The following is a 25,676-nucleotide window of genomic DNA, read 5'->3' as shown; positions in this document are numbered from 1 at the left end:
ACGTATTACCAAAATCTCAAGATTCCATCCTCGGTAAAGGAAAATCTATGAGCTTAATCGCTGAGAACCTATTAGGAAATATAGAATTGGAAGACGTATACATTCAGACTTGTGAGATTTTATCTAAGAATACAAGTCATATTCCAGGTTTTTATCAGACGGGTGATCTATGGGACAATCGGGATTGGGATTTTTTTGCAAAAGCACTCACTCTAGAGCTCGGCAAATTGGAAGCCTACCAAGGATTTCTCTGGGGCGGATCCTATCTCTATGAGTTCGGTTTTAGGCTTCTGTCTCCGGCCAAAATTGAAGAAAAAATCATAAACAATAAAGACAAAATCTTTCGCGAATACTTACCTAAGAAACCTGTTGCGACAGGAAGTTTTACCAAGGATCAGATCGAATTTATCACATCCACATCCGTTCATTCTGCACAGAGAGCTGGTTTTATTCTGATCTTAGTTCATAGAAAGGATAGACCGGTTCTCGAATCCAAATGGAATCCAATCGTTCAGCTTTTGGAAAATTTGGGTTATGCTGTTGGCGGAGGAGAGCATCGCTATTTCCCTCTATTTCGTGAGTTCTCGGACCAATTCTTTGCAAGAATTCGCAACCAGATTGAATTGGCTGGAAAAGCTGGAGTGATCACTCATTTCTATATCCAAGATCTTACCAAGTATTTTGATGCTCTCGGTCTTCAGAAATCCTTCGAACTCCTAAAAGAAATCCAAGCTCGTATCCAAGCCCATCTTAAGAAAGATGATATTTTCTTACATCAAGGCACACGTTCGTTTTTTACATTTTCTCCAGGATGCAATGCGGATATTGTTCTCAAGCGATTCGAAGAAGTCTTCTTGCAGATCGAACATCTTATCATCGACTATCGCTTGATATTTCGGGAAGTAGGTGAAGACGATGATCCTAAGGACATTTGGCAAGACCTTCTCGTCGAAATTTAAGTTGGGAGAACCGCATTCCCTTTCTTGACAAAATACATAGGTCAAAAACTATAGGATATCCATTCGGTTTTGAGGAGCATTTTTTCCTTTATGGTAGGAATTATAATAAAAGACGGCGAATCTATTGAGGCTGCCCTACGAAGATTTAAGCGTGACTGTGCCAATGCTGGTATCATGAGCGAAATTAAGAGACGTGAATACTTTGAAAAGCCAAGCGTCGTTAAGAAGAAAGCTATTGAAGCTGCTGTAAGAAAAAGAGATAAAAAGAAAAGACTGTACGCCAAGAAAGATAAGGTCTAAGACCCTATCTTACGTTCCTTCCGGGATGGCGGTTTACCGATATAATGCCCACAATCCAGGAAATAGTATATAGTGACCTCAAGGAAGCTCTAAGATCTCATATTGAGCCTGAGCTTGGTACCCTTCGTTTATTAAAATCTGAGATTCAATACGATTTAACCAAGACAGGTGCGAAGGAGATTCCCGACCCTGCGATGATTCTTATACTCAAGAAGAATCTATCTCAACGTAAAGACTCAGCTGCTGAATATAGAAAGGCGGGAAGAGAAGATCTTGCTGCCAAAGAAGAAGCAGAAGCCGTTGTCATCGCTAAGTATTTGCCAGAAGAGATTGGCGAAGATGCGATCCAAAAGGCTGTAGATGATGCAATTACTCAACTTCCTGCAAAAGGTCCATCTGATACCGGTAAGGTGATGGGAAAAGTCATGCAAAATTTCAAAGGGCAAAATATTGACGGATCTAAGGTATCCGAAATAGTTAAGAGATCACTACAGGCATTATCTTAACATGTCCGGTTCCGACTTCAAGGAGAGAGTTCGAAGGGAAGTCCCTATAGAAAGTTATATTTCTAGATTCATTCCTCTTAAGAAAGCTGGCAAAAATTACTTAGGACTCTGTCCTTTTCACAACGAAAAAACTCCCTCATTCAATGTAAATTCCCAAGGCGGATACTACCATTGCTTTGGTTGCAAAGCATCCGGTGATATTTTCCGTTTTGTTATGGATTACAACAAAGTAGACTTTGTTCGCTCCATGGAGATTCTATCGGAAGCATCGGGAATTCCGCTTACTTCTGGTAAGTCGCCAGAAGACAATGAACGCAATAAACGAAAAGAAGAAGCCTATCGAATCAACCAAAAGGCAAATGAATTCTTTGTGAGCTGTCTACATTCTCAAGCGGGCAAGCAGGCTCTTGACTATTTACTTGGTCGTGGCCTAAGCCTAGACGAAATCAAAAAATTTGATATTGGATATGCACTTGAAGGATTCCAGAATCTAAGACCTGATATTTTGCGCACAAGCTTTGACGAAGAGCTTGGAATCGAACTTGGTTTACTCAAGAAAAACGAGAAAGGAAATATCTACGATTTCTATAGGAATCGAGTCATGTTTCCCATTCGAGATTCTTCGGGACGATTTGTTGGGTTCTCAGGTAGAACTCTTTCAACCGATACAGTTGAAGCCAAATACATCAATAGCCCCAATTCGATTGTCTATGATAAGGGTAGGCAAGTTTTCAACCTATACCTTGCAAGCGAAGAGATTCGCAACCTCAGAACGGTTTATCTTGTGGAAGGTGTGATGGATGCGATTGGTCTATACACAAAAGGCGTACAGAACGTACTCGCACCTCTGGGAACTTCGTTTACTGAGAACCAATCCAAGATTCTCAAGAACCTTGCAGATAAAGTCTATCTCGTTATGGACGGAGATGCTGCTGGCAAAAAGGGAGCACTTCGAGCATCCGAGATCCTTCTCAAAGATGGACTTCCAACAGAAGTGGTATTTTTGGATCAAGGCGTTGACCCATTTGAACTATCTAGATCTAAGAATAAAGCTGAGATTCGAAATGTGCTAGAATCGGGCAGAAGTGGTTGGGATTTCCTAGTCGCAGAGGCACTTCTTGGTGCCGATGCCTCATCTGAGCCCGAACTCAAGAAAAAAGGAATTCGTTCGCTATTCCAATTCACCAAAAAATGGGAAAAGGAAACGGATAGGCAGCTATTTCTTACGGAAGGTGCGAAGAAAATAGGCCTAACTTATCAGGCTTTGTTGAACGATTTCCGTATGGAGAAGGAACAGTTTGCCCCTGCCGTATCCGATAATCAAACTAGAACGCAACGCAATATTGCCACCAATCGTCCAATAAAAAAGGGTGCGGTTGAATGTGAGAGGACTTTGCTTGCAAAGCTTGTGATCTATCCGGATTTGTTTCGATTCGCTCACCGTTTGGATGAGTTAGTTTTTCTGGATGAAACGAGTGTTATAGTTTGGGAGTGGTTGTATACTCAATTCCATATGGGTGAGGCAATTACTCCAGCAGAATTTCTATCTGCAGAATCTCTGCCTGAGAAGATCAGAGAGAGTCTTGCACCGTTTCTTATGCAAGAAGAGATTGCAGATGAAGAAGACCAAGGAATTGTTTTTGAAGAATTGATTATGGCGCAGAGAAAATTTTTCCATGAAAATGAAATGAACAAATATTATATGTTTCCATCGATGTCTGAGGGTGATTTTGAGAGCATATCACAAATAACTTATCATAAGAACGAGATTGAGAAAATCAATTCGTACTTTCGGAAACATTCTCATCAGACAATGCGGAAATAGAGTTAGGTAAACCAGGAGAATTCGTAAATGATTGAAAATCTACAAGAGATGCCCGAAGTACAGAAGATTATTGCCTTAGGCAAAGCGAATCGGGAAGTAAGTTATGATGAGATCAATGAAATCCTTCCTGACAAAATTCTCAACTCAGAAAAAATCGATGATGTCTTTACACTTTTGCATGAGCTCGGAATTGAAGTAGTCGAAGACTACACAAAAGAAGCTGTCGAAGAAGCGATCCAACCAGAAAAAGTTCATCGCGAAAAAGAAGAGAAGAAAGAAAAAGAAGAAAAAGAGAAAGTCGTTAAGAAGAAAAAAGAACCTGCCGGTGGCGGTTCAGAAGATCCAATCCGCCTCTATTTAAAAGAAATTGGAAAGGTAAGTCTTATCTCTGGAGAGACAGAAGTCTTTCTTGCAAAGAGAATCGAGAAGGGTGAGAAAATCATCGAAGAGACAATTCTCGGATCAAGTATATTGCGCCAAAATTTTGCTAAATTAATTCCTAAGATCAAAAGCAAAAAAATCAAAGTCTATGAATTGGTAAAAGTGGACAAATTGTACGCTCTAAACCAAGATGAAGCCGAGAAATTAGAGAAGAACTTCTTCGATAATATGGATATCATCCAACAAGACGAAAAGGTTTTCAACGAAGCAACCAATCGCATTCGCAAATATTCCGAGAACTCTAAGAAGTTTCGTGAACTCAAAGAACGCATTGATCTATCATCCAATAAAATTGATGAAGCTATTCGCAATATTGGTGTATCGCAGAAAGAAATTCAGAAGATATCCCAGAAAATCAAATCTATGGTTTTTCGAATCAAAGAGATTGAGAAACATTTCCTTAAGATAAAAGCCAAATACGGACATGATGTTCGGGAAATCAAAGGCTTCAATCGCTTCATCGAGAAGAACGAAAACCTAGACGAAATCGAAAAGATGATGGATGTCGATATTGATGAAGTTCGCGAAGTAATCAAAGACATTCGTAATAACGAAAGAAAGCTTCGACGTATGGAACAAGAGGCGGGATCTCCAGTTCATGAAATCAAGGAATGGGGAGAGCGAATCATCAAGGGTGAGAGAGAAATCTCTCAAGCCAAAAAAGAACTGGTTCGCGCTAACTTGCGTTTGGTTGTGTCCATTGCAAAGCGTTATGCAAACCGAGGAATGCATTTCTTCGATCTTATCCAAGAAGGCAATATTGGTCTAATCAAAGCTGTTGATAAATTCGAATACAAAAAAGGTTATAAATTTTCTACCTATGCGACTTGGTGGATAAGACAAGCAATCACTAGAGCAATCTCTGACCAGGCTCGTACGATTCGTGTTCCTGTTCATATGATTGAACAAGTAAACAAAGTGATTCGTGAGACGAGATTGTTTGTTCAAGAATTCGGTCGTGATCCATCCAATGAAGAAATCGCAGAACGACTTGGCTGGCCAGTTGGCAAAGTAAAAGCTGTGAAGAACGTTGCCCGGGAACCAATCTCTCTTGAGATTCCTGTTGGTTCCGAAGAAGACAGTGAATTGGGTGATTTTATCGAAGACAAAGACGTTGAGACTCCAGTCAACGCTGCCGCATCTTCTATATTAGCCGAACAGATTCGCCAAGTGCTCCAGACTCTTCCTGCTCGTGAGCAGAAAGTTATTAGAATGAGATTTGGTTTAGATGATGGATATGCACAGACTCTAGAAGAAGTGGGTTATCAGTTCAAGGTAACTCGTGAGCGTATACGTCAGATCGAAGCGAAAGCTCTTAGAAGACTTCGCCATCCATCTAGATCCAAAAGACTTAAGGATTATATTGATTAATAGTGTTAGATTCTACAAAACTTCAATTAGAAAAAATTCGACGGGGAACCGTCGAAGTAATCAGCGAAGCTGAACTCGCATCAAAGATTGAGAAGAAAAAATCTCTCAAGATAAAGGCAGGTTTTGATCCAACTGCTCCCGATCTTCATTTGGGACATTTGGTGCTGCTTCGGAAGCTTAGGCATTTCCAAGAACTCGGGCATACTGTGTATTTCTTGTTAGGTGACTTTACGGGTATGATTGGAGATCCAAGTGGTAAGTCGGAGACAAGAAAGCGACTCACCAAAGAAGAAGTTGCGGGTTATGCTAAGACTTACCAAGAACAAGTTTTTAAGATTTTAGATCCTAAGGCAACGCAAGTTGTTTTTAACTCAGAATGGTGTCTTCCTATGAAAGTGGAAGATGTATTGGGACTTACTGCTAAGTATTCGGTTGCACGACTGCTTGAGAGAGATGATTTCAGCAAAAGATACAAGTCGGGCAATTCCATCTCACTACTTGAGTTCATGTATCCTCTATTCCAAGGCTATGATTCCGTTGTTATGGAATCCGATGTAGAGATCGGCGGAACCGACCAGAAGTTCAATCTATTGGTGGGTCGAGAGCTTCAACGTGATTATGGTAAAGAAGCTCAATGCGTTGTTACCTTGCCTTTGTTGGTTGGTCTTGACGGTGAGAAGAAGATGTCTAAATCTCTTGGCAATTATGTGGGAATCACAGAAGCACCGATTGATATGTATGGTAAGCTTATGTCTGTGTCCGATACATTGATGTGGAGTTATTTTGAGATTCTTACTGATATTCCACTACCCGAAATCGAATCTTATAAAAAATCTGTAGCAAACCAAGAAATCCATCCCAAAGAAATGAAAACTAAGATGGCTCGTGCAATCATGGATCAACTGCATCCTGCCTCTTCTAATGAAGAGGCGATTGAAGAATGGAATCGAATTCATAATACGAAAGCTCGCGCTCTACCAGATGAGATTCCGACACATAGTATTGGTTCGGAATTTTTCCAAGATAAGCCTCCACTGCTTGCATCCGTTCTCAATCAAATTGGTTTTACCAGTTCTGCATCTGAAGGCAGGCGATTGATCAAGAATGGTGGAATCTATGTTAACGAAGAAAAAATCCAAGATGAATCCTATTCTTTGTCGCAAGGCAATGAGTATATTATAAGACAAGGCAAGAAAGGAAAATTTATCAAGATCGTTACCTGATCACGAGTATTTCCATGGAAGAAGAAAAAGTCCAAGACCTCGTCAACGAACTCAGTCAGGATATATCTCGTGATGATCAGTTTAGGCAGAGAGTTAAGAGATTGATTCTTCGCACAACAATTATCCTTGTTCTTATTTTTCTCTCAACGATTGGAGCCTATCTTCTCTATCTCAAATTTTCCTTAAGCCAGATTGAACAAGAATTAAAACTCAAACAAAATACAATCGATGACTTAGAATCCAGTCTCAATTCACTTATGTACGCAGAACAGATTAGGGAAGAAGAATCTCTTCGCATTCGGGAAGGTGGTGATTGGGCAGAAGATCGAGAAACCAATCAACTAGAAAAGAAAGTTTTAAAAAATCTTCAGTTCTTGGAAGCAGCTGCAAAAGACTCGAAAGGCAATAATATATCCCGAGGAAACGAGAAGTTTCCAGAGATTGCTCTTACTTTCGATCTGGCAACTGGCAACGAACTTTCTACAATTGAAAATCTTATAAAAAAATACAATATCAAAGTTACGATTTTTCTCTCGAATGAGAGGCCATCCGATACAACGGGTTCATTTTTTATGAGCTCGAATATTCGCTATATCAAGAAAATGGCAAAGTCCAATAAGGTAGAATTCGCCAATCATACTTGGAGCCACTTCAACTATGTAAGAAGTGTTCATGAAACATCTCCTAAACGAAGAAAGGTTTTGGATTATGTTTCCAAAGACGCGATGACTCTCGAGAGAATGGCAGAAGAATTGTATCGAGTTGAGACTAAATATCTGGATATAACAGGCGATAATCTAACCAAATTCTATAGACTTCCATATGGCGCCGTAAACACATTGATTCTGAATTCGCATGCATCTATTGGATACAAAGATCATATCATGTGGTCCAAAAATTCAGTCGGCTCTCTTGATCTTCCTGACTATATTCATAAACAATTTATTACCAAAATCAGTGAGAAAGGTAAACCAACTGTTGTTAAGAATCCATTCTATAAAACAGGTCGGGAAGCATTGGATTTTTTGTACAAATGGGAAAATCGTGATTCAAATGGAATGAATGGTGCCATTTTGCTGATGCATTTGGGTAGTCCGAGAAAATTTGATAAGCTGATTGATATCTTACCCGAATTTATTGAGACCATGAAGAAAAAGGGTTACTCATTCGTCACGGTCTCTGAAGTTTTAAACGATAAACAAGATTGAACTAAACAAGATTGATTGAATCAATAAATCAATACATTGAATTGATTAGATCTTTGTATTTGTCCATGATCACGTTTCTTTTCATCTTGAATAGATTGGTAAGTTCATCACCAACTTCCATTGGCTTTGGAAGGAAACGAAAATCAGTTACTTTCTCAAAGGATTTGAATCCATTCTCGGATGAGATTGTTTTCTTGATGATTGTCTGAAAGAAAGCACGCAATTCTTTATTGGAATTGAGATTCTCGCCTTCTTTTAGCTTGAATCCGTTCTCTTCTAATTTGGAAAATTCTGGCCAGATAAGTGCTGTTAGGTTTTTCTGATCTTGTCCAACAATGATTACTTGATTGACCATTGCATTCTCAAGTAGCATATTCTCGATAGGAACTGGTTCAATATTTTCTCCACCAAGAAGAACGATTGTATCCTTTACACGACCGCGAACAGAAATAGATCCGTTAAAAGATATAAATCCTAGATCTCCTGTGTTGAGCCAACCATTATTGATAGTTTTGGAGGTTGCTTCAGGATTCTTATAGTATCCTTTCATGACCTGAGGTCCTCTTACATGGATGATTCCCATCTTGCCTGTTGGAACAGCATTGCCTTTATCATCTAAGATTTTTACTTCTGTTCCTTTAGGTGCAAATCCAACAGATCCCTGGATGATTCGTCCAACTTTACGAACAGAAATGATAGGTGCACTTTCTGTCATTCCGTATCCTTCATAAACAGGAACTCCTACAACGTTGAAAAACTCATCCACATGCGATGGAAGTGCTCCTCCACCCGAAATAGTTCCTTTGAGTTGTCCACCTAACACATCTCTGATTTTTTGGAATACGATTCTGTCTGCAATTTGTGCTGGAAGAAAAAGATTTACGGATGCAGCAAGACTGAATGCTGTATTCTTAGCTTTTTCGAGAAGATCTTCTTCTTTTTGCAATAATTTATTGCCTGAAAGATAATCCACGCTATCCTTCCAAGTCTTACAAAGTTCATACGCCCCTTCGAAAACCTTTTGCTGAACGTCGGATGCTTTTTCCAATTTCTGCTTAATTCCTGTATATAAATTCTCCCAGAGCCTTGGAGCAGATGCCATAAAGGTTGGTTTTACTTTCTGGAAATCATCTCTAAGTTCTCGAACGTTTGTATAATAGATTGCTGATCCTCTTTCAATGATCGCATAGTACAATGCTCGCTCGAATATATGCCAGACTGGTAGAATGGAAAGTGCTCGATCACCGGCTCCAAGACCAACGAGAGGAGGGACTTCTTCAACGTTGTAGAGCATATTTCTATGAGTAAGCATAACACCTTTTGGCATTCCTGTTGTTCCAGAAGTATAGATAATCGTAAATAGATCATCCGATTTTGTTGCATGCATTCTCTTATGAAGTTCTGCAATATGTTTGTCTCTTAGCTTTTCGCCGTGAGTAAGTAGTTCTTTTAGTGTGAGAACCGATTCATTCTTAGGATCACCCTTGAAATCTGGATCAAGCACGATGAATTTTGAAACTTGGGTTTTGTCTGCGATCTTGAGTATGGACTCGAGCAATTTCTCATGTTCAACAAAACAAAATTTGCATTCACTGTGTTCCAAGATGTATTGGATTTCTTGCGGAGTCGAGTCTGATCCTCTAGGAACGTTGGTTGCTCCATTTAAAAGTACGGATAGGTCTGCGATTGCCCATTCCACACGGTTGTCAGCCATGATTCCGACTTTTTCTTGCGGTTGAAGTCCGAGGTCTATTAAAGCGATACCAAGATTTTCTGCTTTGAGAAAAACGGATCCTAAGGTTTCTCCTTGGAAATTCTTAGATTTATCTTTTGTAAAATATAATTTCTTGTCACGATTCTTGGCAAGAGAGGTTAGGATTGCTTCGTTGATTGATTTATACATACTCATTGTTTGAATATTGTAAGAGAAAGCAAGTTACAAGGCAAGAAAAAATATTAGAGTCTGCTATTTCTCTGCGGCTTTGGGGGTTAGGATTTCTGCAACATACGGTCGGAGACTGGGTTTCATTTCAATTGCTTTCTGAAAATATTGTTTAGACTTTGTTTCGCTTTCAGGTAAGTTCCTGTAAGCCATTCCTAATTTAAAATACACCTGTCCCAGATCTTCAGCCGTTGGTGAATTCACTCTCGCAATTTCCAAAGTAGAGATGGATTCTTCGCTTCGATCGGATCCAAGAAGGCATGATCCTTTGTAGTAATGGAAAAAATAGATTCCTTTTTGTTTGAAAGGTCGGCTCTGGATTCGTTGTAGGGAATTTAGACATGAAGTATAATTGCCTAAATGATTGTAGGCGTAGGCTAGGCTGAGATTGATTTCAATTGAGTCCCAGCCATAGGTTTCTTTGTAGGCTTTATTCGCTCGTTCATATTGTTCACTTGCTTTTTTTATATCACCAACTATATACAAATTAACATAAGCTGTAAAAAATTGTGCTTCAAACTCATGATTTTTACAATGAGGATTGGATTCTAGTTGATTGTATTCTTGGATTACTCGATCATATTTTTTTCGTTCATATTCTAATTTTATAATTTTTAAATGAATATCGCAAGCATGCCTGGGCTTTTCTCCAAGTTCGGTGGAATATTCTAGGTTGGTAAGTTGGAGATAGTAGACTGCCTTATTGTAATCTTTTCCTGCTTCCGCTTCTTCGGCGATTTGTAGATTCTTATCACCTAATCCTTCGCAATTTAGTCGGATGTTTTCTCCATTATAATAACAAGTTCTTTCTATTGATCCATTTTCATTATAGTCTTCTTGGACTTTTACTAATTTACAATTATCGTATATATACCACATATCCGGATTGCCCGAATGATTGGTGTCTGCGTATTTTTCTTTTATACAGCCAGAGATTTTATCGGAATATTTCGTGAAGACATCGGGAACAAAATTTCTATTGGTATCTTCCCAGATTTCTACAATTTGATTGTTTCTTTGTAATTCCCAAGCATGGGGAACAAACCCGATATCGGTATCTAGAACAAAACTTACTCGAAGATTCGAGGAATCTTTTTGCTTGCCTGAGTGACATCTAAAAGCAGGTTTTCTGGAACGTAGTTCATACAGTTGCGGATAGTATTGATTCCAGATTAAGGATTCAATATCATTGCGAAATTCTGAATTCGTATATTTCGAATGTTTTTTTTTGAAATAGGATGAACATAGTCTATGGATTCGGAAAGCGATTGTTTCAGTATGAACTAAGCTAGGTTTATTTTTTCTAGAAAAGAATCCACCTCTTGGTATTTCTCTCAGCTTGAGATTCACTTCCGTATCATCCAAGTAATCCCAGATCTCCGTCAAAGGAAGCGCTGATAGTTTAGAATTTATAAAAAGGAAAAAAATTGAGAAAATGAGGACAGTTTGTATCCTAGAAAATTTGAATTGGTATATGTTTGATGTACAATCCAATTTATGATAAGGAAAATTTCTTCACATAGAGGTCAAAAAGTACGGAATTTTCATATGGGTTGCCTAATTTTCTAAGAGAGAAGCATTCACCAAGTGGTCTTGAACTTCCATCTTTTAGAATAAACATTCCTTTTGCAGAATCATAGAGTATAATACCAACATGCTGACTCAACTCGCCGCCAAATGCCACCGTATGCTCGACAATGTCTTCTTGATAGATCTCTTTGTCATACTTATCTAGTACACCTGTGAAAAAATGAATGGAAAAATTATCGATGTTCTCGACTTCTTTATTGTATTTTAATAATTTTCCGTTGGATGTGATTGTGCATCCTTTTGAATTGAATTCTTTTAAGGTTTTGTCCCAAATTCTAAATTTCCATTCGAATGCCATGTCAGATTCCAAAGACTGCTTTATAGCTTTTGAAACAACAAAAAAACAAAGAAAATTGACTTCCATTCCATAGAATCTATATTTGGAAACCAGGATTGCCTATGAAAGTAATTACAGTTTCAAATATCAAAGGTGGGAGTGCTAAAACAACAACTTCCATTTTTCTTACGGAAGCTCTTTCAAGGCGTGGCAAAACTCTAGTCATCGATCTAGATATGCAAGCAGATCTTACAGATTACTATTTACCAGAGTCGACCCCAGAGAGTTTGGATAAGGGAAATATATTTCGATTGTTGATTGGAGAATCAGATTTTGCAAGCTGTGTTCATAAGGGGAAATTTGCTGATGTGATTCCTGGAACCATTGACCTTGCTAATCTCACTTCTCGTGTGATGCAGTCTTTTTCGATTCTTAAAAGATTGAATACGATTCTAAAAGAAAATCCAGATTATGATTATGTTGTGATAGACACTCCAGGAAGTGCTAGGTCTGAGCTCACAGTTTCATTGGTTGCCTGTGATATGATTTTGATTCCAGTCACTCCAAGTAAATGGGCAATTCGAGCCGTCAATATTTTGTTAGATGAGATTAGCAATGCTCGTGAGATAACGAATAAGGAGCACAAAGTATGTTTTGCGCCTTCTATGTTTGGGACATCTCAGAAGCATCTAGATCTATTGGAAAGGATTCATAGCCTAGAAGAATTTAAAACCTTTTCACCTATTCCCAAGAGTGAAGTGATAAAAACGAATTCAGAAAAAAGAAAAGTTCTAAAAGCAGGAAGTAAAGGTTGGGAAGCTTATGATCGACTTGCTCAAGAGGTAATTGATTATTTATGAAAATATATTCAGAGTTTAATCCGGATTTGGATTATGATAGAGAAAAATTAAGATGGAATGCATGGGGATCCGTAGATGAGGATTTTCATGGAGCCGATCATATGCCGGGAATTCTTGAATTTTTACGACAAGAACTGGAAGTCGGCAGAGATGTTTTTATTCCACCGGTTCCATTGGATGAAATTAAGATAACCCCATCCAAAATCACAGCTAATGAAAAGAAATCATTGCAGCAAATTGTTGGTGAAGATCATTATTTCGACAATCGTCGTGAGCGAGTTCTACATTCTGCAGGTCGCAGTTACTACGATGTGCTTCGACTCAATCTCAATGAGATCAAAAGTTTTGTTGACTGTGTTGTCTATCCTTCCAATGAAACTCAAGTTAAGAAGATTTTGGATTTCGCGACTAAAGCGAAAATTACAGTGATCCCATTCGGGGGAGGTTCATCCGTTGTTGGCGGTTTGGAAGTTTTAAAAGGCAAAGGACAGAATCGAGTTCTTTCCTTGGATATAACCAAAATGGCCGATCTGATTTCCATTCAGACAGAGAACCAAACCGCAAGTTTTCAGGCAGGAATCTATGGACCTAAACTCGAAAAAATCTTAAATGAAAAAGGTTTTACTTTAGGACATTTTCCGCAATCATTCGTTTACTCTACATTAGGTGGATGGGTTGCTGCAAGGAGTGCGGGACAACAATCGAATCGATATGGTAAAATCGAGGAGATGATCGTAGGACTTAAATTGATTACTCCGGCAGGAGAAATCAAAACAGGCGACTATCCTGCTTCTTCATCAGGACCAGATTGGAATCATATCATTGCTGGTTCAGAAGGTTTACTTGGAATCATTACCGAGGTTACAGTTCGAATTCATCCTCTTCCAGAAAAAAGATTCTACTGTGGATTCTTATTTCCCGATTTTGTTACGGGCAAAGAATTCATTCGTGAGATCAATCAACAAGGAATTCCGACCTCTATGCTTAGGCTTTCAGATGAGGAAGAATCCAGACTTCTTGGAACCCTGGGTTCAATTGGCAAGAAAGGTTTAGTACATTCAGTTAAGGCTTGGATTCAACAAAAGGTTTTGTCTTTGTACGGATTGGATAAAACTAAATCAGCGCTTATCATGGGAATTGAAGGAAATGATCGAGAAATTCAATCGCATTTTATAAAAATCCGTGAAATCGCGTCCCAATTCAAAGCAATGTATGTGGGTGAATCGCTTGGCAAGAATTGGATTAAGAATCGATTCAATATGCCTTTTTTGCGCAATCATATTATGGAGTTTGGATTTGGAGTGGATACGATGGAGACCTCCGCTCCCTATGATCGTTTAGAGAAAATACGCCAAGAATTCTACACTAACGTAAAGAAGACGATACCCAACTCGATTCCCATCTGCCATATCAGCCACAGTTATCATGATGGAGCATGCTTGTATTTTACAGTTCTATTCAAAATGGATACGAAAAAGTCTGTCGCGCAGTGGTTGAAATTAAAAAAAACTGCCTCAGATACTTTCTTAAGCAATGGTGCATCAGCAAGTCATCATCATGGCATTGGTGCAGACCATAAATTCTGGTATGAAAAAGAAATGGGTAAGGTTGCTGTATCCTCTTTGAAAGGACTCAAATCTTCGTTAGATAAAAATGGCATTCTAAATCCGAAAAAAGTTTTTGATTGAGAAAAATCCAAAATATCGAATTGAATCAAAGAGTATAGATTGTAACGGAATTTCCATATTTGCAAAAATATGGATTCCGGCAAAAGTCAATTTCACAATTCCAATTCTTTGCGTCCATGGGCTCACGGGCAATCATCTTTCTTTTGCAAGGATTGCTCAAGGTTTAGTTAGGCGAGGCCACAAAGTCATAGCCATCGACTTGCGTGGGCGAGGGCAATCAGACAAACCAGAATCGGATTATTCTCCCAGCACTCATTCTAAAGATATCTATAATTTATTGAATGAATTGAATATTGAGAAAGTGAATCTTATCGCTCATTCTTTAGGTGCTTGGATATCCATTGAAATAGCTACTCGCTATCCTTGGCTTGTGAATCGCTTGGTTTTATTGGATGGCGGAGGAGTTACACCGATTTATAAAAAGTGGAAAAACCTAAAAATGGTTAGGTTATCTCTTGGAAGAATCGGGGCAAAATTTCTAGATCCCAAAGACTATTTACAGAATGTAATTGATTCACCATTCGTAGATGAGATGAGCGATGATCTAAAAAACCTTTTGTTATATGAGTTAGAAAAAGTAGGTGAACATTGGGTTTGCAATATTCCCGAATATGTGACAGAATCCGAGCTTGCAAGTTTGGGTGGTGCGATGAAAAATTCGACCTTGTTTTCAAGGATACTATTGCATCCGATTGAATACGTTCGCACTATGATTCGAAATAAAAATCTTCCCTATCATAAAATTAGCTGCCCGACACTAATCATTCGAGGACTCGCACCCAATCTTTCAAAAGGTGATGAATTGATCGCTGATAGTTCCTTACAGGCTATGTTGCAAAAAATTTCTAAATCAGTTGCGCTCACCGTTCCAGACAAAAATCACTATGGAATTCTTTTGGATAGTTGTCCGTTGAGAGACTCCGCGCTGAATCATTTTCTGGAAGATGTGATTGGATAGTTGAGAACAATCTGCAAAGATTCCTTAGCTGTATGAGTAATTTTGGAAGTTGGGATCGGTTAGAGAAAATTTGTCCAAAACCAACGATCAATTTATTTAAGAATCAGCTTGGTTGACAGGCTAGGTAGCTGTAAAGATATTGGATTCATTGATCAACTGATTAGTTCTAATAGGTTGCAATTAGGAGTTTCTATGTTTGCCAATGCAAAAGATAAATTTGAACATTTAAAAAAATTAAAAAGAATGCGTTCTCAGGTTAAAAATCTTGAGAAAGAATTGTTATTAGTAGACTTCGAAGGAGAATCCAAAGGTGGACAAGTTGTCTGCATCATGGATGGCAAATTCAATATCAAAAAACTAGATATAAAAGAAGAGCTCCTCGAAAAGAAAGACAAGAAATCAATTGAGAAGGCTGTGATCGAAGCTGTTACTAAGGCTCTTTCTGCTTCGCAAAAAGGTTCAGCTGAGAAAATCCAAGAAATGGGCGGACTACCTGGTCTAGGAATGTAAATTCTCCTAGCAAATTTATAGTCCAAGATTCAATTCAGTTTTAGATAAAAAAAAGCCTGGATGTAAAAACCCAGGCTTTTGCTTTTTATAAATTTTGGTAAATTTACGATTTAGGAAGAATTTCTACTTCCACTCTTCGGTTCGCTCCGTCTTGAGGAGACTTACCTGGAAGAGGTTGTTGTGATGCATATCCTTTAACACTAGTTAATCTAGATCCTGCAACGCCATTGTCTTTCAATAAACCAGATACTTCTTTCGCACGGCTCTCAGATAGAGCTTGGTTTACAGATTCAGAACCTGTTCTATTCGCATGTCCAGCAATTCCAATATTGGTTTCTGGATAAGCAAGTAGTGCTTCAGATAGTTTATCGATATTGGCTTTACCTACACCTTTAAGGTCAGATTTACCATCTTCGAAAGAAATTCCACCATCCATTTTAACTTTTAGAGCTGCGGTCTCACCGTTTTCTGTTTCTTTTTCTAGTTCAATTCCACGGTCTTTAAAGTTTTCTTTGATGTCTTCATGCATCATATTTAGATAAAGTCCAGTTCCTAGTCCAGCTAGACATCCAGTTGCTAGACCAACCATCTTACCTTTGTTCTGCTCTTTTCTTTTTTTGAAAACGTTGAACACTTGGTTTTCCAGTTTCTTTCTTTCTTTGCCGTCTTTTGCTCTTTGCATCTCATCATAGACAGCTCCAAAAGCAAGACCAGTTCCACAACCAATACCAGTTGCCATCAATAATCTTTTTGCATTTTCCGAGCATCCGCTCATAAGTGACATGGCTACAGCCAAAATAATAATCTTCTTCAAATTCATTCTCCTCTCTATTCTCTCAAATCAATATATTGATTTCTTTTTTCTTTCATCCGAATCGATCCGAAAGCAATTTTATCACTTGGTCGGGTCTTGAGTTGGCTTGAGCAACCATAGCTGTGCCGGACTTGGTCAAAACTTGGTTTCGAACAAATTCAACAACTTCTTCTGCCATGTCTGCGTCTCTGATACGCGATTCGGATGCGACCATACTTACATAATTATTGGAAAGTGATCCAATAGTTAGTTCTAGTCGATTGTAGTAAGCACCTAGTTCTGCTCTTTGTTTATTTACTTTACCAATGGCATCATCAATCAGACTGATCAAATCATTTGCGTTAGCTGGTGTTGATAGCGATGATTTCTTTTCTCCATTGGTCAATTTCAAAGTGGATGCATTCATAGTTCCAATATAAATGGATAATTTCTCATCTTGATTCGCTCCAACATGCAATAACATGGGACTGCTAAGAGCACGGGAAAATCTTCCATCTAAAGGTCTAATTCGGTTGAATTCGGCAGTTTTGCCAATCCGATCCACTTCCTCAATCAATTGAGACACTTCTAATTGAACCAATTGCCGGTCTTCGGTGGAATAGATTCCATTCGCAGTTTGAACGGATAATTCTCGCAGTCTCTGAAGGATTCCATTGACTTGATCTAATGAGCCTTCTGTAACTTGCAAAAAGGAGAGACCGTCCTGAGCATTTCTCTCAGCTTGAGCAAGTCCTCGAATCTGGGTTCTTAGTCTCTCGGATACAGCAAAGCTCGGAGCATCGTCACCTGGACGATTGATACGCATTCCAGTTGAGAGCCTTTCCATGGATTTATCCATGGCATTATTGGTTTCTTTTAGAACTCGATTGGATGTGAGGGCGCTGATATTATGATTGATTTTCATGAGAGACACTCCTTTGCTTTTTTTCTCGGATCCGTCCGATTTTTTACAACTTGATTCAAGTTACATATCCAAGGTTACGATAATCGTATTGGAAAGCTTCGCAATTTTGAACTTAAGATATAAAAAAGAATTTGTCAACAAAGATTTTGGCAAATAACGTTACATAATATGAAAATATATACAAAAACAGGTGATAAGGGCGAGACTTCACTCGCTATGGGTGGACGTGTCAAGAAATTTGATCCTAGGGTTGAGCTTTATGGAACGAGTGATGAACTCAATTCTGTAATTGGAATAGCTCTGTCTTTTCTAAGAGACAATTCTCAGTTGAGGGAATCACTCTCCAATGTACAAAATTTACTTTTTGAATTGGGGTCTGAGCTTGCTGGTTTTCAGAAATTGGAAGTGAATGGAAGTGTAAGCCCGATTATTTTAGAGAGTGATATTCATTTTCTCGAAACAAAAATGGATGAGTGGACGAATGAATTGGAGAGTCTCAAGCATTTTGTATTGCCAGGTGGATCGAAGCAAGCATCCTTTTTGCATCAAGCAAGAACGATTTGCCGAAGACTAGAAAGGTCGATGGTAAAAGAGCGAGAAGCCGGATTGGATATTCCGCAACTGTCCATGATCTTTATCAATCGATTGAGTGACTTTTTATTTGTTGCAGCGAGATATGCGAATAGGGAAGAAAATTTCAAAGAACCTATCTGGATTTCTCGTGCCAAAAACTAAATAGAATTTGTATTTATGAATATTGAATATTATAAACTTTAAAAACAAAATTGCGATAAAATTTATTATCTAATGGATCAATCCAATAATCTCCCATTGAAACCAAACGAAACTTTGTCATCCACAACTCGAGTTGGACATCCTAAGGCTTTGCCAGTTTTATTTCTCACGGAAATGTGGGAGAGGTTTAGTTATTACGGGATGCGCGCTCTATTGGTTTTGTATGCAGTCAAATTTTTGCACTTTACCGATAGAGAAGCTGGACAATTGTATGGAGCCTATACTGGTCTTGTTTATTTAACTCCAATATTTGGTGGATGGATTGCTGACAGGTATTTGGGTTTTCGCCATTCCATTATCATTGGAGCGATTCTAATGGGAATCGGGCATCTTTTGCTTGCTTGTGATGGGCTCGGTTTCTTCTTTGCTGGTTTGAGTTTTCTTATCATTGGGAATGGATTCTTTAAGCCCAATATGTCAAGTCTTGTCGGTCGTCTCTATGAAGATCGAACCAATTTAAAAGATAGCGGATATACGATTTTTTACATGGGAATCAATCTAGGTGGATTCTTTGGACCGATCTTATGCGGATATTTGGGAGAGGCAATCGGTTGGCATTATGGATTTGGTGCGGCAGGAATCGGGATGGGTGTTGGTCTTTTGATTTTTCTTCTAGGTCAGAAGTTGATTCCTGATTCGATGGGGAGGCGTCCGCTTGCGAACAATTTGTTCCAAACTAAGATCATATCCAATCAACTAACACAAGTAGAAATCTCACGAATCAAGGTGATTCTTGTTCTCACATTTTTTTCCATTTTCTTTTGGTCTGCTTTTGAACAGGCTGGATCTTCCATGAATCTATTTGCAGATCGATTTGTAGATCGAACTGTTCTGAATTTTACAATTCCCGCATCTGTATTTCAATCAGTAAACCCAGTGTTTATACTCTTACTTGCTCCTTTGTTTGCAAAATTATGGACTGTCCTTGGCAAAAAATCTCTCGAACCAGATTCAGCTTTTAAGTTTTCCATTGGATTATTTCTTTTGAGTTTCGGTTTTGTCTGCCTTGTTCTGGGAGCAAGAGAATACAATCAGTACGGAATTGCATCTTTGCATTGGTTGATTCTTGCCTACCTATTCAATACTCTAGGAGAACTCTGTCTATCACCCGTTGGACTTTCTATGGTTTCGAGCATGTCGCCACCTCGATTGGGTGGATTGCTTATGGGAATGTGGTTTCTATCCAATGCAATCGCTCATTATGCAGGTGGCGTATTTTCTGGAATTGCAAATGAGATAGGAATGGATACTTTCTTTGGAGTATTTGTAGTTCTCGCAATGATTGCAGGAATAATTCTCCTTGTACTACGTCCTAAACTTTCACAGTGGTCAGAAAAGTCTTAAGTTTCTTTGGATCATCGGTAATGATTGCATCTATTTTTTGTTCGGTGAGAGTCTTCCATTCATCTTCAGAATTGGACGTATAGACCCAGATTTTGTATCCAAGTTGTTTGGTTTTTTGATTTCTTGGAAAATCATTCAATGCAATCGATTTCTCCCAAACGACAGTCGAAGATCCATTCGCGGATGCAAAAAATAGAGAATTCAAAAGTTTCTTTCTTCCAGTTTGTTTGAGATCGGCAATCAACTGCGCGGTTGCTATCTTCTTCGAATACTTATGGAAATAATAAATTGCCAAAGGTGAAAAGGAGGATACTACGATATTGCCTGGATACAAATTGAGAATTCCCGCTATATTTTTGGCAGATTTTTTAGTAAGTTCAACAGTGGATTCTTTTTTGATTTCCACATTTATCAAAGTGGATTTGTGAAAATCTGAGATTACTTCTATTAACAAAGGAAGTCTTTCTCGATTCGTTAGAAGTATTGTTTCTAATTCAGATGATTTTATGTTTAGAATTTTGCCCTTATGGTTGGTCGTTCTATCTAAGGTTGAATCATGCAAAACAACCGGTTCACCCGTAGCACAGAGTTGTGTATCTAGCTCAAAACCATCGGCAAATTCCTTAGCATATCGAAATCCTTCCATCGAATTCTCAGGTAAAACGGCTTTTGCGCCACGATGGCCGATATTCAAAGGAAGAGTTTGTAAATTATTTATTGGCATCGTTTTAGATGATGATCTACGTAACTTTTGCAAAAACCTCCAAATATTCTTAAAAAAACACAGTGTTACAAACCAAAAAGGGAGTGGGAATTCGTTATCTTCATCTATTTTCATTTGGATGAATCAGCTTTTTTCGAAAGCATTGCTTCTCGTTTGAGGTGGTTTGCATCTTCTCCTAGATACCAATCAATTCGATTGTGAGCTAGGTATATCAATGGCGTGATCAAAACGGCGATACCCAATTTGTAGACAAAATTGGTTGATGCAATATCTACCAATTTTTCATAAGGAAGATATTTACCGAAGGCAATAAATATTACGACAAATGAGTCTATTAATTGCGAAATAATTGTCGATCCTGTTGCACGAAGCCATACATGTTTGCCTTTTGTCTTCATTCGGATATAATGAAAGATTTGTATATCTATCAACTGACCAATCAAGTAAGCTGTGATTGATCCGATGATCACAAGACTTGAGTTAAAAAATACTTGTTCGAATGCTTCATCTGTTACTGGCGAGTCTGGCATCGCGGGAATAACAATTCCAATCAATATTAGAAAGTAAGCAAGAACAACCATCGCCATTCCAAGTAGTGTTGTAAGCCTTACTCCACGTCTGCCATAGTATTCATTGAGTAAATCCGTGATGATAAAAGTTACGGGAAATGGTATAACACCAAGTGTCATTGTGAATCCTGCGAAGGTAAATAGTTTTGCACCGATTACTTCTGCCATCAAAAGAAATGTTAAAAATATACTATTTAAAATTAGGAAGAGTTTGAAGGGTTTGGTCAACGTCATGATTTTTTACTTTCTTCTTGGGGTTACTTTGGCAAAGTAGAAAAACGAAGATAAATAAGTTTTATTACTGGAATTTAATCAACAAAGCTTCGATATTATATTAGAATACAAATTAGGCACGGTTTATGTCGGAAAAAAATCCTATCGAGGGTAAATTCAAAACCCAAAAAAACTCAATCTCTTGGAAATACTATTTTATATTTTCCTCTTGGTTATTCTTATGTCTTCTATCTTTCTACCTTGGAATGGGTTTGATTGATTGGGATGAAGAAAAACCAAACACAAATCTCAATCAAGCTTCTATGGGTGAAGGCGTTATTCGTGCATTCCAAGCTGATAACGATAGTACTGAAGGCAACGACAGTTTTACTAAAGAAGAAAGAGAAAGTTTTGTATTCAAAAATGTTTTGGAAGAAATTTTTTCCAGTGATAAGAAGGAAGAAACGAAATCCAACTCAGGAATTCTTACCCGAGCAGATGTAGACAACAAGCCCATTCGTTCTTCTACCTGGTTTTCGGACTACGAAGCAATGAAAAAATATGTGCTTCTTTATGACGAGATTCATCCTTTTATCTATTCAATGAAAGGTGGATTGACGAATACAGGAGAGCTTGCAAATTCCTGGAGTTCTACTTCCAAACGAGAAAGAATTGCTGAATTGCGTGCTTTGAATCCTCATGTAAAGATCATTCCAACAATATTTCGTTGGGAGAATCCTAAGGAAAAAATCTCTGAAAATATTGGAATGAACGGTCGCTCTGACATTCGTGACAAACATATCCAAATCATCGTAGATGAAGTGATGACCTATGATTACGACGGAATCGATATCGATTACGAAGGAATGAGTTGCGATAAAAAAGAGAAATTTGAGGAATTTGTAGTTCTTCTTTCCAAGGAATTGAAGAAGAGAAATAAATTATTGTCTGTTGCTGTTCATCCTAAGACTCCCAATCCTAAAGGCAAGCTTACCAAATGCAAAGGACTTAAGAACGATATTGTAGTTGATTTCAAAGAAAATTGGCGCGGTCCAATGACACATGATTATGAATTTCTTGCTAAGCATGTAGATCGCCTCAAGATTATGGCGTATGAATTGCACCCGAGAAAATACCACAATCCCGGTCCAGGCCCCCAAGCACCAAATACTTGGTTAAAAGAAATTATTCGTTATGCGAAGAAAAGAGTTCCTAAAGAAAAACTCTATATGGCGATTCCTACCTATGGATATGACTGGGCATTGAATTGCAAGGCTCCTGCCAAATCTGTGTATTATTCTGATGTTCGAAGAATCAAAGAATTGAATCCGACTATTCATCAACCAACTAACATCAATAGTATTCTTGAAAAAAGTAACAAATCTGGTTCATGGACAAACCTAAATAAATTTTCTTGGGTTCATGACAATAAAATCTATGAAGATCCAACTCTTTGGTATTCTTCTGGTGGTTGTGATCGAGTAGCCTTTTACATGAATAGAAAAGCTTTTGAAGAGAAAATGAATTTGCTTCGCAAATACGAAGTCGCTGGATTCTCATTTTGGCAGTTGATATCGGATAACGATCCAGAAATCAATCAATATCTAGAACTGCTTGTAACGAATAAGCTACCAAAGATTGAAGTTGCTCATGATTTGTATGACAATGAGAAGATTGCACCGGAAAAATCGATTGAAGATTTACCTGCTCGAGGTTTGAAGAAAGATGTTTCAACGGCAGCAGTAAAAAAACAAGAAGCAAAACTTCCTGTAGTAAATACTAGCAAAACGGAAAAAACTAAAACAGTTCAATCCTATCCAACTCATTCACCTGTTGTTGCCAAAGAAACTAAAAGCACAACCAAACCTTTAGCGGAAATAGTAGATGAAGTTCCAAACAAAAATATCGTTGAAACTACAATCACAAAGAAACTGGTGAGCGAGGAAAATTTGGAACCACAGATTGTTGCTCCGTCAAAGGATGCGGAAAATAGAGTCAATCGATTGTTAAATGATCCAAAGTTAGAAAAAAATCCAACAACCGATCCAAATACTCTACCAACACCAACTCCGAATATTAAAAAAGATTATAAACCTCTAAAAGAGGATATTATCTACGAATAGCATAGATACAATTCTAACCGATTCCACAGAAATTGCAGCCTCCACAATCCTAAGTGGGGGCATTGTTGTTTTTCCAACAGAAACAGTCTATGGAATTGGTGCTTCTAGTTACAATTTTGAAAGCTGTAAAAAAATTTACGAAATAAAAAATAGACCGAGTGATAATCCACTCATAGTGCATTTTCCTTCGATAGAATCAATTGAGAAAGCTTGCCATATGAACGATCGGGCTCGCAAACTATTTCAAGAACTTTCTCCTGGTGCAATCACCATCATCCTAAAGAAAAAAGATGAACGAATCTTTAGCAATGGTTTAGAAACTCTCGCAGTTCGAATTCCTAGTCATCCAAGCATTTTGGAATTACTCAATAAGTCAGGTCCGATATCTGCACCTTCCGCAAATCCTTCAGGAAAGCCGTCTTTTACAAGGGAAGAAGATGTAATCCGTGAATTCAGTGGAAAGGTAGATTGCATTCTACAAGCAGCAGCGCCCACTTTAGGACTTGAGTCTACCGTAATTAATCTTTCTTCTGGAGATATTGTACTTCTTCGTCCAGGAAGTATTGATGCAACAGTCATTGAAGATGTATTAGGTGATAAAATTTCTAGAAAAATCAGTAATTCTCAGATTAGCCCAGGTATAAAATACCGTCATTATTCACCCAATGCTAAAATGATTTTGGTGGATTCTTTTGAAGGTTTTGATTTCCAAGAATTAATCGAGAAAGAAATTAATTCTAATAAATCTAAGAATAAAGATGAATTGCCAATCAGCCAAAATCACTTCAAGGTTGCAAAAATTGGTTTTCGAATTTCGAAACCGACGCAATTTGATCGAGTTGTACATCAGAATACAGAATACGCTTACTTTCTATATGAATTTCTGATTGATTGCGATAATCAAGGCATTGATTTGATTTTTTGCGAAAGACCAATGCCCGGTGATCTAAATGAGACAATCAACAATCGATTGAATAAAGCATCTTCGGGTGTTTAATTTCTAGAGCTTACCATCACATACAAAGTCTGAGCACTGTATTCAAACGATTGAGATAAAGAATTGGGATCTATGCGAGAATTGCCTTTTCCGAATTCTCGAATATACGTAAGTGATATCGAGGACTTTGCTGTAACCCAAGACATTCCAAGGCTAATTCCTCTATTGTTCGAATATTCATTTCTGGGATTGGTTCCACTACGGGGAATCTGGTAGGTTAGGCTAGCATTTCCTTGAGTCGCTCTTAGTTGATTGGAATTGTATGCTTGCAGACCTAAATCAATTGCAGAATCCGTCCAGGAAATTGGTTTTGTATTCGAATCGTTAGTGAAGAAACCACAAGAAACGGCAAAGGTATCGGCTAAATAATATTCGGTTCCAAATGCAAAGTTTATTGTTTTGACGCGAGTTAGCTCTCTAATTTCTCTATCGTTGACAATATAATTGATTCTTGAGCCCGATACCTGGAATTCATTCTGATCTCTGAACGTTTTGAATCCAGTGGTATAGATTATATCAAAAGATGCTAGAAGTTTTGAACTTGGAAAAAATGCTGCTCCCAATCTCAATTCTGTAGTCTCGGGAATGGACCCTATGAGCTTTGGTTTAGAAGAAATTACACCAGCTTCAACAGAAGAAAAAATATTCTGTGTTCCTTCAATAAAATCCACAGCGTTTGGACCGGTTCCTCGAAGGGAATCTGTATAGACTTCATTGTACAATCTATTGCCGCCAGTTACCAAAATTCTCCTTAGACTTGCTCCTAAAGAAAGTTTGTCGGTAGCTTGGTATTGGAGTCCGAGAATTGGAAGTAAGCCCGAAACTTGTTTGTTATCAATGAATGATCGCATAACATAAGAATTGTTGGCAAATTGCTGAAATTGAGTCTTGGACGTCTTTCTCACATCCTGCATATAATAAAGGGTAAAACCAAATGCCAATTTATCCGTAATTAAATAGCTAGCACTTGGTCCCACAAGAAGCTGGGACGAATTTTCTTTTACTGTGTTTCTCGTCTGATTGATCGTTGGTGAAATCAATGGGAAATTTACTTGGTCAGTTCTATCATAGTTTAAGTTGTATGTGTTTACAATAGAGAAGCCAAATTTCCATGAGTCGAAACTTTTGAGAATCCCAACAAAGTTCGGATCGAAACCTTGGTGCGATTGGGTGTAGACTTGCCCTGGAGTATCAATGTTAAGATATTTCCGATCCGCTGTTTTGAAATTACTAGCCGAGATAGAAAATCCATCTTGATAAGCGAAAGCAAGTCCAGCTGGATTGTAGTATGCACCGGACGGATCGTCCGATATTGCTGTAAAGGCTCCAGATAGTCCAGCAGATCTTTCACCATAAAAGCCGTTTATATTATTAAAAGGTTCTGATGCAAATACCGCAATATTTGAAAAAAGCACGATCACAATCAATAAGGAAAATCTTATATTTTGATGAAAGGAATTTCTAAAGTAATTATAAGTTGCTTGAAACAATGATTGATCCTCATTGGATTTAGAAGTATTATAAATTTTTGACAT

General features: G+C 38.1%; 22 protein-coding genes and 1 pseudogene. 15 read left to right on the top strand and 8 right to left on the bottom strand.

The window, feature by feature from the left end; translation table 11 throughout:
• Positions 1-47: 47 nt before the first annotated feature.
• The 7 genes from O4O04_RS12590 (at position 48) to O4O04_RS12560 (ending at position 7,833) form a co-directional block, all read left to right on the top strand.
• Positions 48-959 carry a hypothetical protein gene (locus O4O04_RS12590; protein ID WP_272532092.1) on the top strand — a complete coding sequence of 304 codons (912 nt, stop codon included), beginning with the start codon at positions 48-50 and terminating at the stop codon, positions 957-959.
• Positions 960-1,049: 90 nt separating this feature from the next.
• Positions 1,050-1,259, top strand: coding sequence for a 30S ribosomal protein S21 (gene rpsU, locus O4O04_RS12585; protein ID WP_272532091.1), 210 nt, complete (start codon positions 1,050-1,052; stop codon positions 1,257-1,259).
• Positions 1,260-1,303: 44 nt separating this feature from the next.
• The gene (locus O4O04_RS12580) at positions 1,304-1,765 is read left to right on the top strand and encodes a GatB/YqeY domain-containing protein (protein WP_272532089.1); all 462 of its coding nucleotides are present in this window, start codon (positions 1,304-1,306) and stop codon (positions 1,763-1,765) included.
• A gap of 1 nt (position 1,766) precedes the next feature.
• Positions 1,767-3,590, top strand: a complete 1,824-nt coding sequence (dnaG, locus tag O4O04_RS12575) for a DNA primase (RefSeq protein ID WP_272532087.1) — start codon at positions 1,767-1,769, stop codon at positions 3,588-3,590.
• 30 nt (positions 3,591-3,620) lie between these two features.
• Positions 3,621-5,402 (top strand): RNA polymerase sigma factor RpoD, encoded by a 1,782-nt coding sequence (gene rpoD, locus O4O04_RS12570; protein WP_272536094.1) that lies wholly within the window; start codon positions 3,621-3,623, stop codon positions 5,400-5,402.
• 2 nt (positions 5,403-5,404) lie between these two features.
• Entirely contained in the window at positions 5,405-6,625 is a 1,221-nt protein-coding gene (tyrS, locus tag O4O04_RS12565) for a tyrosine--tRNA ligase (RefSeq protein WP_272532085.1), read from the top strand.
• 14 nt (positions 6,626-6,639) lie between these two features.
• Positions 6,640-7,833: a polysaccharide deacetylase family protein gene (locus tag O4O04_RS12560; RefSeq protein WP_272532083.1), complete on the top strand. Its 1,194-nt coding sequence runs from the start codon at positions 6,640-6,642 to the stop codon at positions 7,831-7,833.
• Positions 7,834-7,861: 28 nt separating this feature from the next.
• On the opposite strand, the gene O4O04_RS12555 is transcribed toward O4O04_RS12560, so the two are convergent.
• The 3 genes from O4O04_RS12555 to O4O04_RS12545 form a co-directional block, all read right to left on the bottom strand.
• On the bottom strand, positions 7,862-9,736 hold the full coding sequence (locus tag O4O04_RS12555) for an AMP-dependent synthetase/ligase (protein WP_272532082.1): 1,875 nt from the start codon (positions 9,734-9,736) through the stop codon (positions 7,862-7,864).
• A 63-nt stretch (positions 9,737-9,799) separates the two neighbouring features.
• Positions 9,800-11,140 carry a tetratricopeptide repeat protein gene (locus O4O04_RS12550; RefSeq protein WP_272532081.1) on the bottom strand — a complete coding sequence of 447 codons (1,341 nt, stop codon included), beginning with the start codon at positions 11,138-11,140 and terminating at the stop codon, positions 9,800-9,802.
• Between the two features lie 130 nt (positions 11,141-11,270).
• Positions 11,271-11,729: a YopX family protein gene (locus O4O04_RS12545; RefSeq protein ID WP_272532080.1), complete on the bottom strand. Its 459-nt coding sequence runs from the start codon at positions 11,727-11,729 to the stop codon at positions 11,271-11,273.
• Positions 11,730-11,764: 35 nt separating this feature from the next.
• Here O4O04_RS12545 and O4O04_RS12540 point away from each other — a divergent pair, with 35 nt between their 5' ends.
• From O4O04_RS12540 to O4O04_RS12525, 4 genes are all read left to right on the top strand, one after another.
• Positions 11,765-12,502 carry a ParA family protein gene (locus tag O4O04_RS12540; protein WP_272532079.1) on the top strand — a complete coding sequence of 246 codons (738 nt, stop codon included), beginning with the start codon at positions 11,765-11,767 and terminating at the stop codon, positions 12,500-12,502.
• Positions 12,499-14,190, top strand: a complete 1,692-nt coding sequence (locus O4O04_RS12535; RefSeq protein ID WP_272532078.1) for an FAD-binding oxidoreductase — start codon at positions 12,499-12,501, stop codon at positions 14,188-14,190. Before O4O04_RS12540 ends, O4O04_RS12535 begins: the two co-directional genes overlap by 4 nt.
• Complete coding sequence (locus O4O04_RS12530) at positions 14,183-15,148, top strand: alpha/beta hydrolase (RefSeq protein WP_272532077.1); 966 nt, start codon at positions 14,183-14,185, stop codon at positions 15,146-15,148. Before O4O04_RS12535 ends, O4O04_RS12530 begins: the two co-directional genes overlap by 8 nt.
• A gap of 192 nt (positions 15,149-15,340) precedes the next feature.
• Positions 15,341-15,658 carry a YbaB/EbfC family nucleoid-associated protein gene (locus O4O04_RS12525; RefSeq protein WP_272532076.1) on the top strand — a complete coding sequence of 106 codons (318 nt, stop codon included), beginning with the start codon at positions 15,341-15,343 and terminating at the stop codon, positions 15,656-15,658.
• A 103-nt stretch (positions 15,659-15,761) separates the two neighbouring features.
• Here the strand turns inward: O4O04_RS12525 and O4O04_RS12520 are convergent, their stop codons facing one another.
• Together O4O04_RS12520 and O4O04_RS12515 are read right to left on the bottom strand one after the other, a co-directional pair.
• Positions 15,762-16,478: an OmpA family protein gene (locus tag O4O04_RS12520; RefSeq protein ID WP_272532074.1), complete on the bottom strand. Its 717-nt coding sequence runs from the start codon at positions 16,476-16,478 to the stop codon at positions 15,762-15,764.
• Positions 16,479-16,524: 46 nt separating this feature from the next.
• Positions 16,525-17,376: a flagellin N-terminal helical domain-containing protein gene (locus O4O04_RS12515; protein ID WP_272532073.1), complete on the bottom strand. Its 852-nt coding sequence runs from the start codon at positions 17,374-17,376 to the stop codon at positions 16,525-16,527.
• 168 nt (positions 17,377-17,544) lie between these two features.
• Between O4O04_RS12515 and O4O04_RS12510 the strand changes: the two genes are divergently transcribed.
• Together O4O04_RS12510 and O4O04_RS12505 are read left to right on the top strand one after the other, a co-directional pair.
• On the top strand, positions 17,545-18,111 hold the full coding sequence (locus tag O4O04_RS12510; protein WP_272532072.1) for a cob(I)yrinic acid a,c-diamide adenosyltransferase: 567 nt from the start codon (positions 17,545-17,547) through the stop codon (positions 18,109-18,111).
• A 72-nt stretch (positions 18,112-18,183) separates the two neighbouring features.
• A complete protein-coding gene (locus O4O04_RS12505; RefSeq protein ID WP_272532071.1) occupies positions 18,184-19,515 on the top strand; it encodes a peptide MFS transporter in 1,332 nt (443 codons plus the stop codon).
• Here O4O04_RS12505 and O4O04_RS12500 read toward each other — a convergent pair.
• Together O4O04_RS12500 and O4O04_RS12495 are read right to left on the bottom strand one after the other, a co-directional pair.
• Complete coding sequence (locus tag O4O04_RS12500) at positions 19,484-20,272, bottom strand: glycerophosphodiester phosphodiesterase (RefSeq protein ID WP_272532070.1); 789 nt, start codon at positions 20,270-20,272, stop codon at positions 19,484-19,486. The two genes, O4O04_RS12505 and O4O04_RS12500, sit on opposite strands and share 32 nt — an antisense overlap.
• Before the next feature lie 77 nt (positions 20,273-20,349).
• Positions 20,350-21,042, bottom strand: a complete 693-nt coding sequence (locus O4O04_RS12495) for a queuosine precursor transporter (RefSeq protein WP_272532069.1) — start codon at positions 21,040-21,042, stop codon at positions 20,350-20,352.
• 245 nt (positions 21,043-21,287) lie between these two features.
• Between O4O04_RS12495 and O4O04_RS12490 the strand changes: the two are divergent.
• Together O4O04_RS12490 and O4O04_RS12485 are read left to right on the top strand one after the other, a co-directional pair.
• Positions 21,288-22,760, top strand: a pseudogene (locus O4O04_RS12490) (glycosyl hydrolase family 18 protein); the annotation flags it as partial.
• Between the two features lie 367 nt (positions 22,761-23,127).
• A complete protein-coding gene (locus O4O04_RS12485; protein WP_336297507.1) occupies positions 23,128-24,141 on the top strand; it encodes an L-threonylcarbamoyladenylate synthase in 1,014 nt (337 codons plus the stop codon).
• On the opposite strand, the gene O4O04_RS12480 is transcribed toward O4O04_RS12485, so the two are convergent.
• On the bottom strand, positions 24,138-25,676 hold the full coding sequence (locus O4O04_RS12480; RefSeq protein WP_272532068.1) for an OmpP1/FadL family transporter: 1,539 nt from the start codon (positions 25,674-25,676) through the stop codon (positions 24,138-24,140). The two genes, O4O04_RS12485 and O4O04_RS12480, sit on opposite strands and share 4 nt — an antisense overlap.

The organism is Leptospira sp. GIMC2001 (genome assembly GCF_028462125.1).
Taxonomy (GTDB): domain Bacteria; phylum Spirochaetota; class Leptospiria; order Leptospirales; family Leptospiraceae.
This window is presented reverse-complemented; position numbering and strand designations above follow the sequence as displayed.

Coding starts and splice junctions, on each gene's coding strand:
- O4O04_RS12590 (WP_272532092.1), top strand. CDS start 48: ATGAGCTTAATCGCTGAGAACCTATTAGGAAATATAGAATTGGAAGAC.
- rpsU (WP_272532091.1), top strand. CDS start 1,050: ATGGTAGGAATTATAATAAAAGACGGCGAATCTATTGAGGCTGCCCTA.
- O4O04_RS12580 (WP_272532089.1), top strand. CDS start 1,304: ATGCCCACAATCCAGGAAATAGTATATAGTGACCTCAAGGAAGCTCTA.
- dnaG (WP_272532087.1), top strand. CDS start 1,767: ATGTCCGGTTCCGACTTCAAGGAGAGAGTTCGAAGGGAAGTCCCTATA.
- O4O04_RS12560 (WP_272532083.1), top strand. CDS start 6,640: ATGGAAGAAGAAAAAGTCCAAGACCTCGTCAACGAACTCAGTCAGGAT.
- O4O04_RS12555 (WP_272532082.1), bottom strand. CDS start 9,736: ATGTATAAATCAATCAACGAAGCAATCCTAACCTCTCTTGCCAAGAAT.
- O4O04_RS12545 (WP_272532080.1), bottom strand. CDS start 11,729: ATGGAAGTCAATTTTCTTTGTTTTTTTGTTGTTTCAAAAGCTATAAAG.
- O4O04_RS12540 (WP_272532079.1), top strand. CDS start 11,765: ATGAAAGTAATTACAGTTTCAAATATCAAAGGTGGGAGTGCTAAAACA.
- O4O04_RS12535 (WP_272532078.1), top strand. CDS start 12,499: ATGAAAATATATTCAGAGTTTAATCCGGATTTGGATTATGATAGAGAA.
- O4O04_RS12525 (WP_272532076.1), top strand. CDS start 15,341: ATGTTTGCCAATGCAAAAGATAAATTTGAACATTTAAAAAAATTAAAA.
- O4O04_RS12520 (WP_272532074.1), bottom strand. CDS start 16,478: ATGAATTTGAAGAAGATTATTATTTTGGCTGTAGCCATGTCACTTATG.
- O4O04_RS12515 (WP_272532073.1), bottom strand. CDS start 17,376: ATGAAAATCAATCATAATATCAGCGCCCTCACATCCAATCGAGTTCTA.
- O4O04_RS12510 (WP_272532072.1), top strand. CDS start 17,545: ATGAAAATATATACAAAAACAGGTGATAAGGGCGAGACTTCACTCGCT.
- O4O04_RS12505 (WP_272532071.1), top strand. CDS start 18,184: ATGGATCAATCCAATAATCTCCCATTGAAACCAAACGAAACTTTGTCA.
- O4O04_RS12495 (WP_272532069.1), bottom strand. CDS start 21,042: ATGACGTTGACCAAACCCTTCAAACTCTTCCTAATTTTAAATAGTATA.
- O4O04_RS12480 (WP_272532068.1), bottom strand. CDS start 25,676: ATGTCAAAAATTTATAATACTTCTAAATCCAATGAGGATCAATCATTG.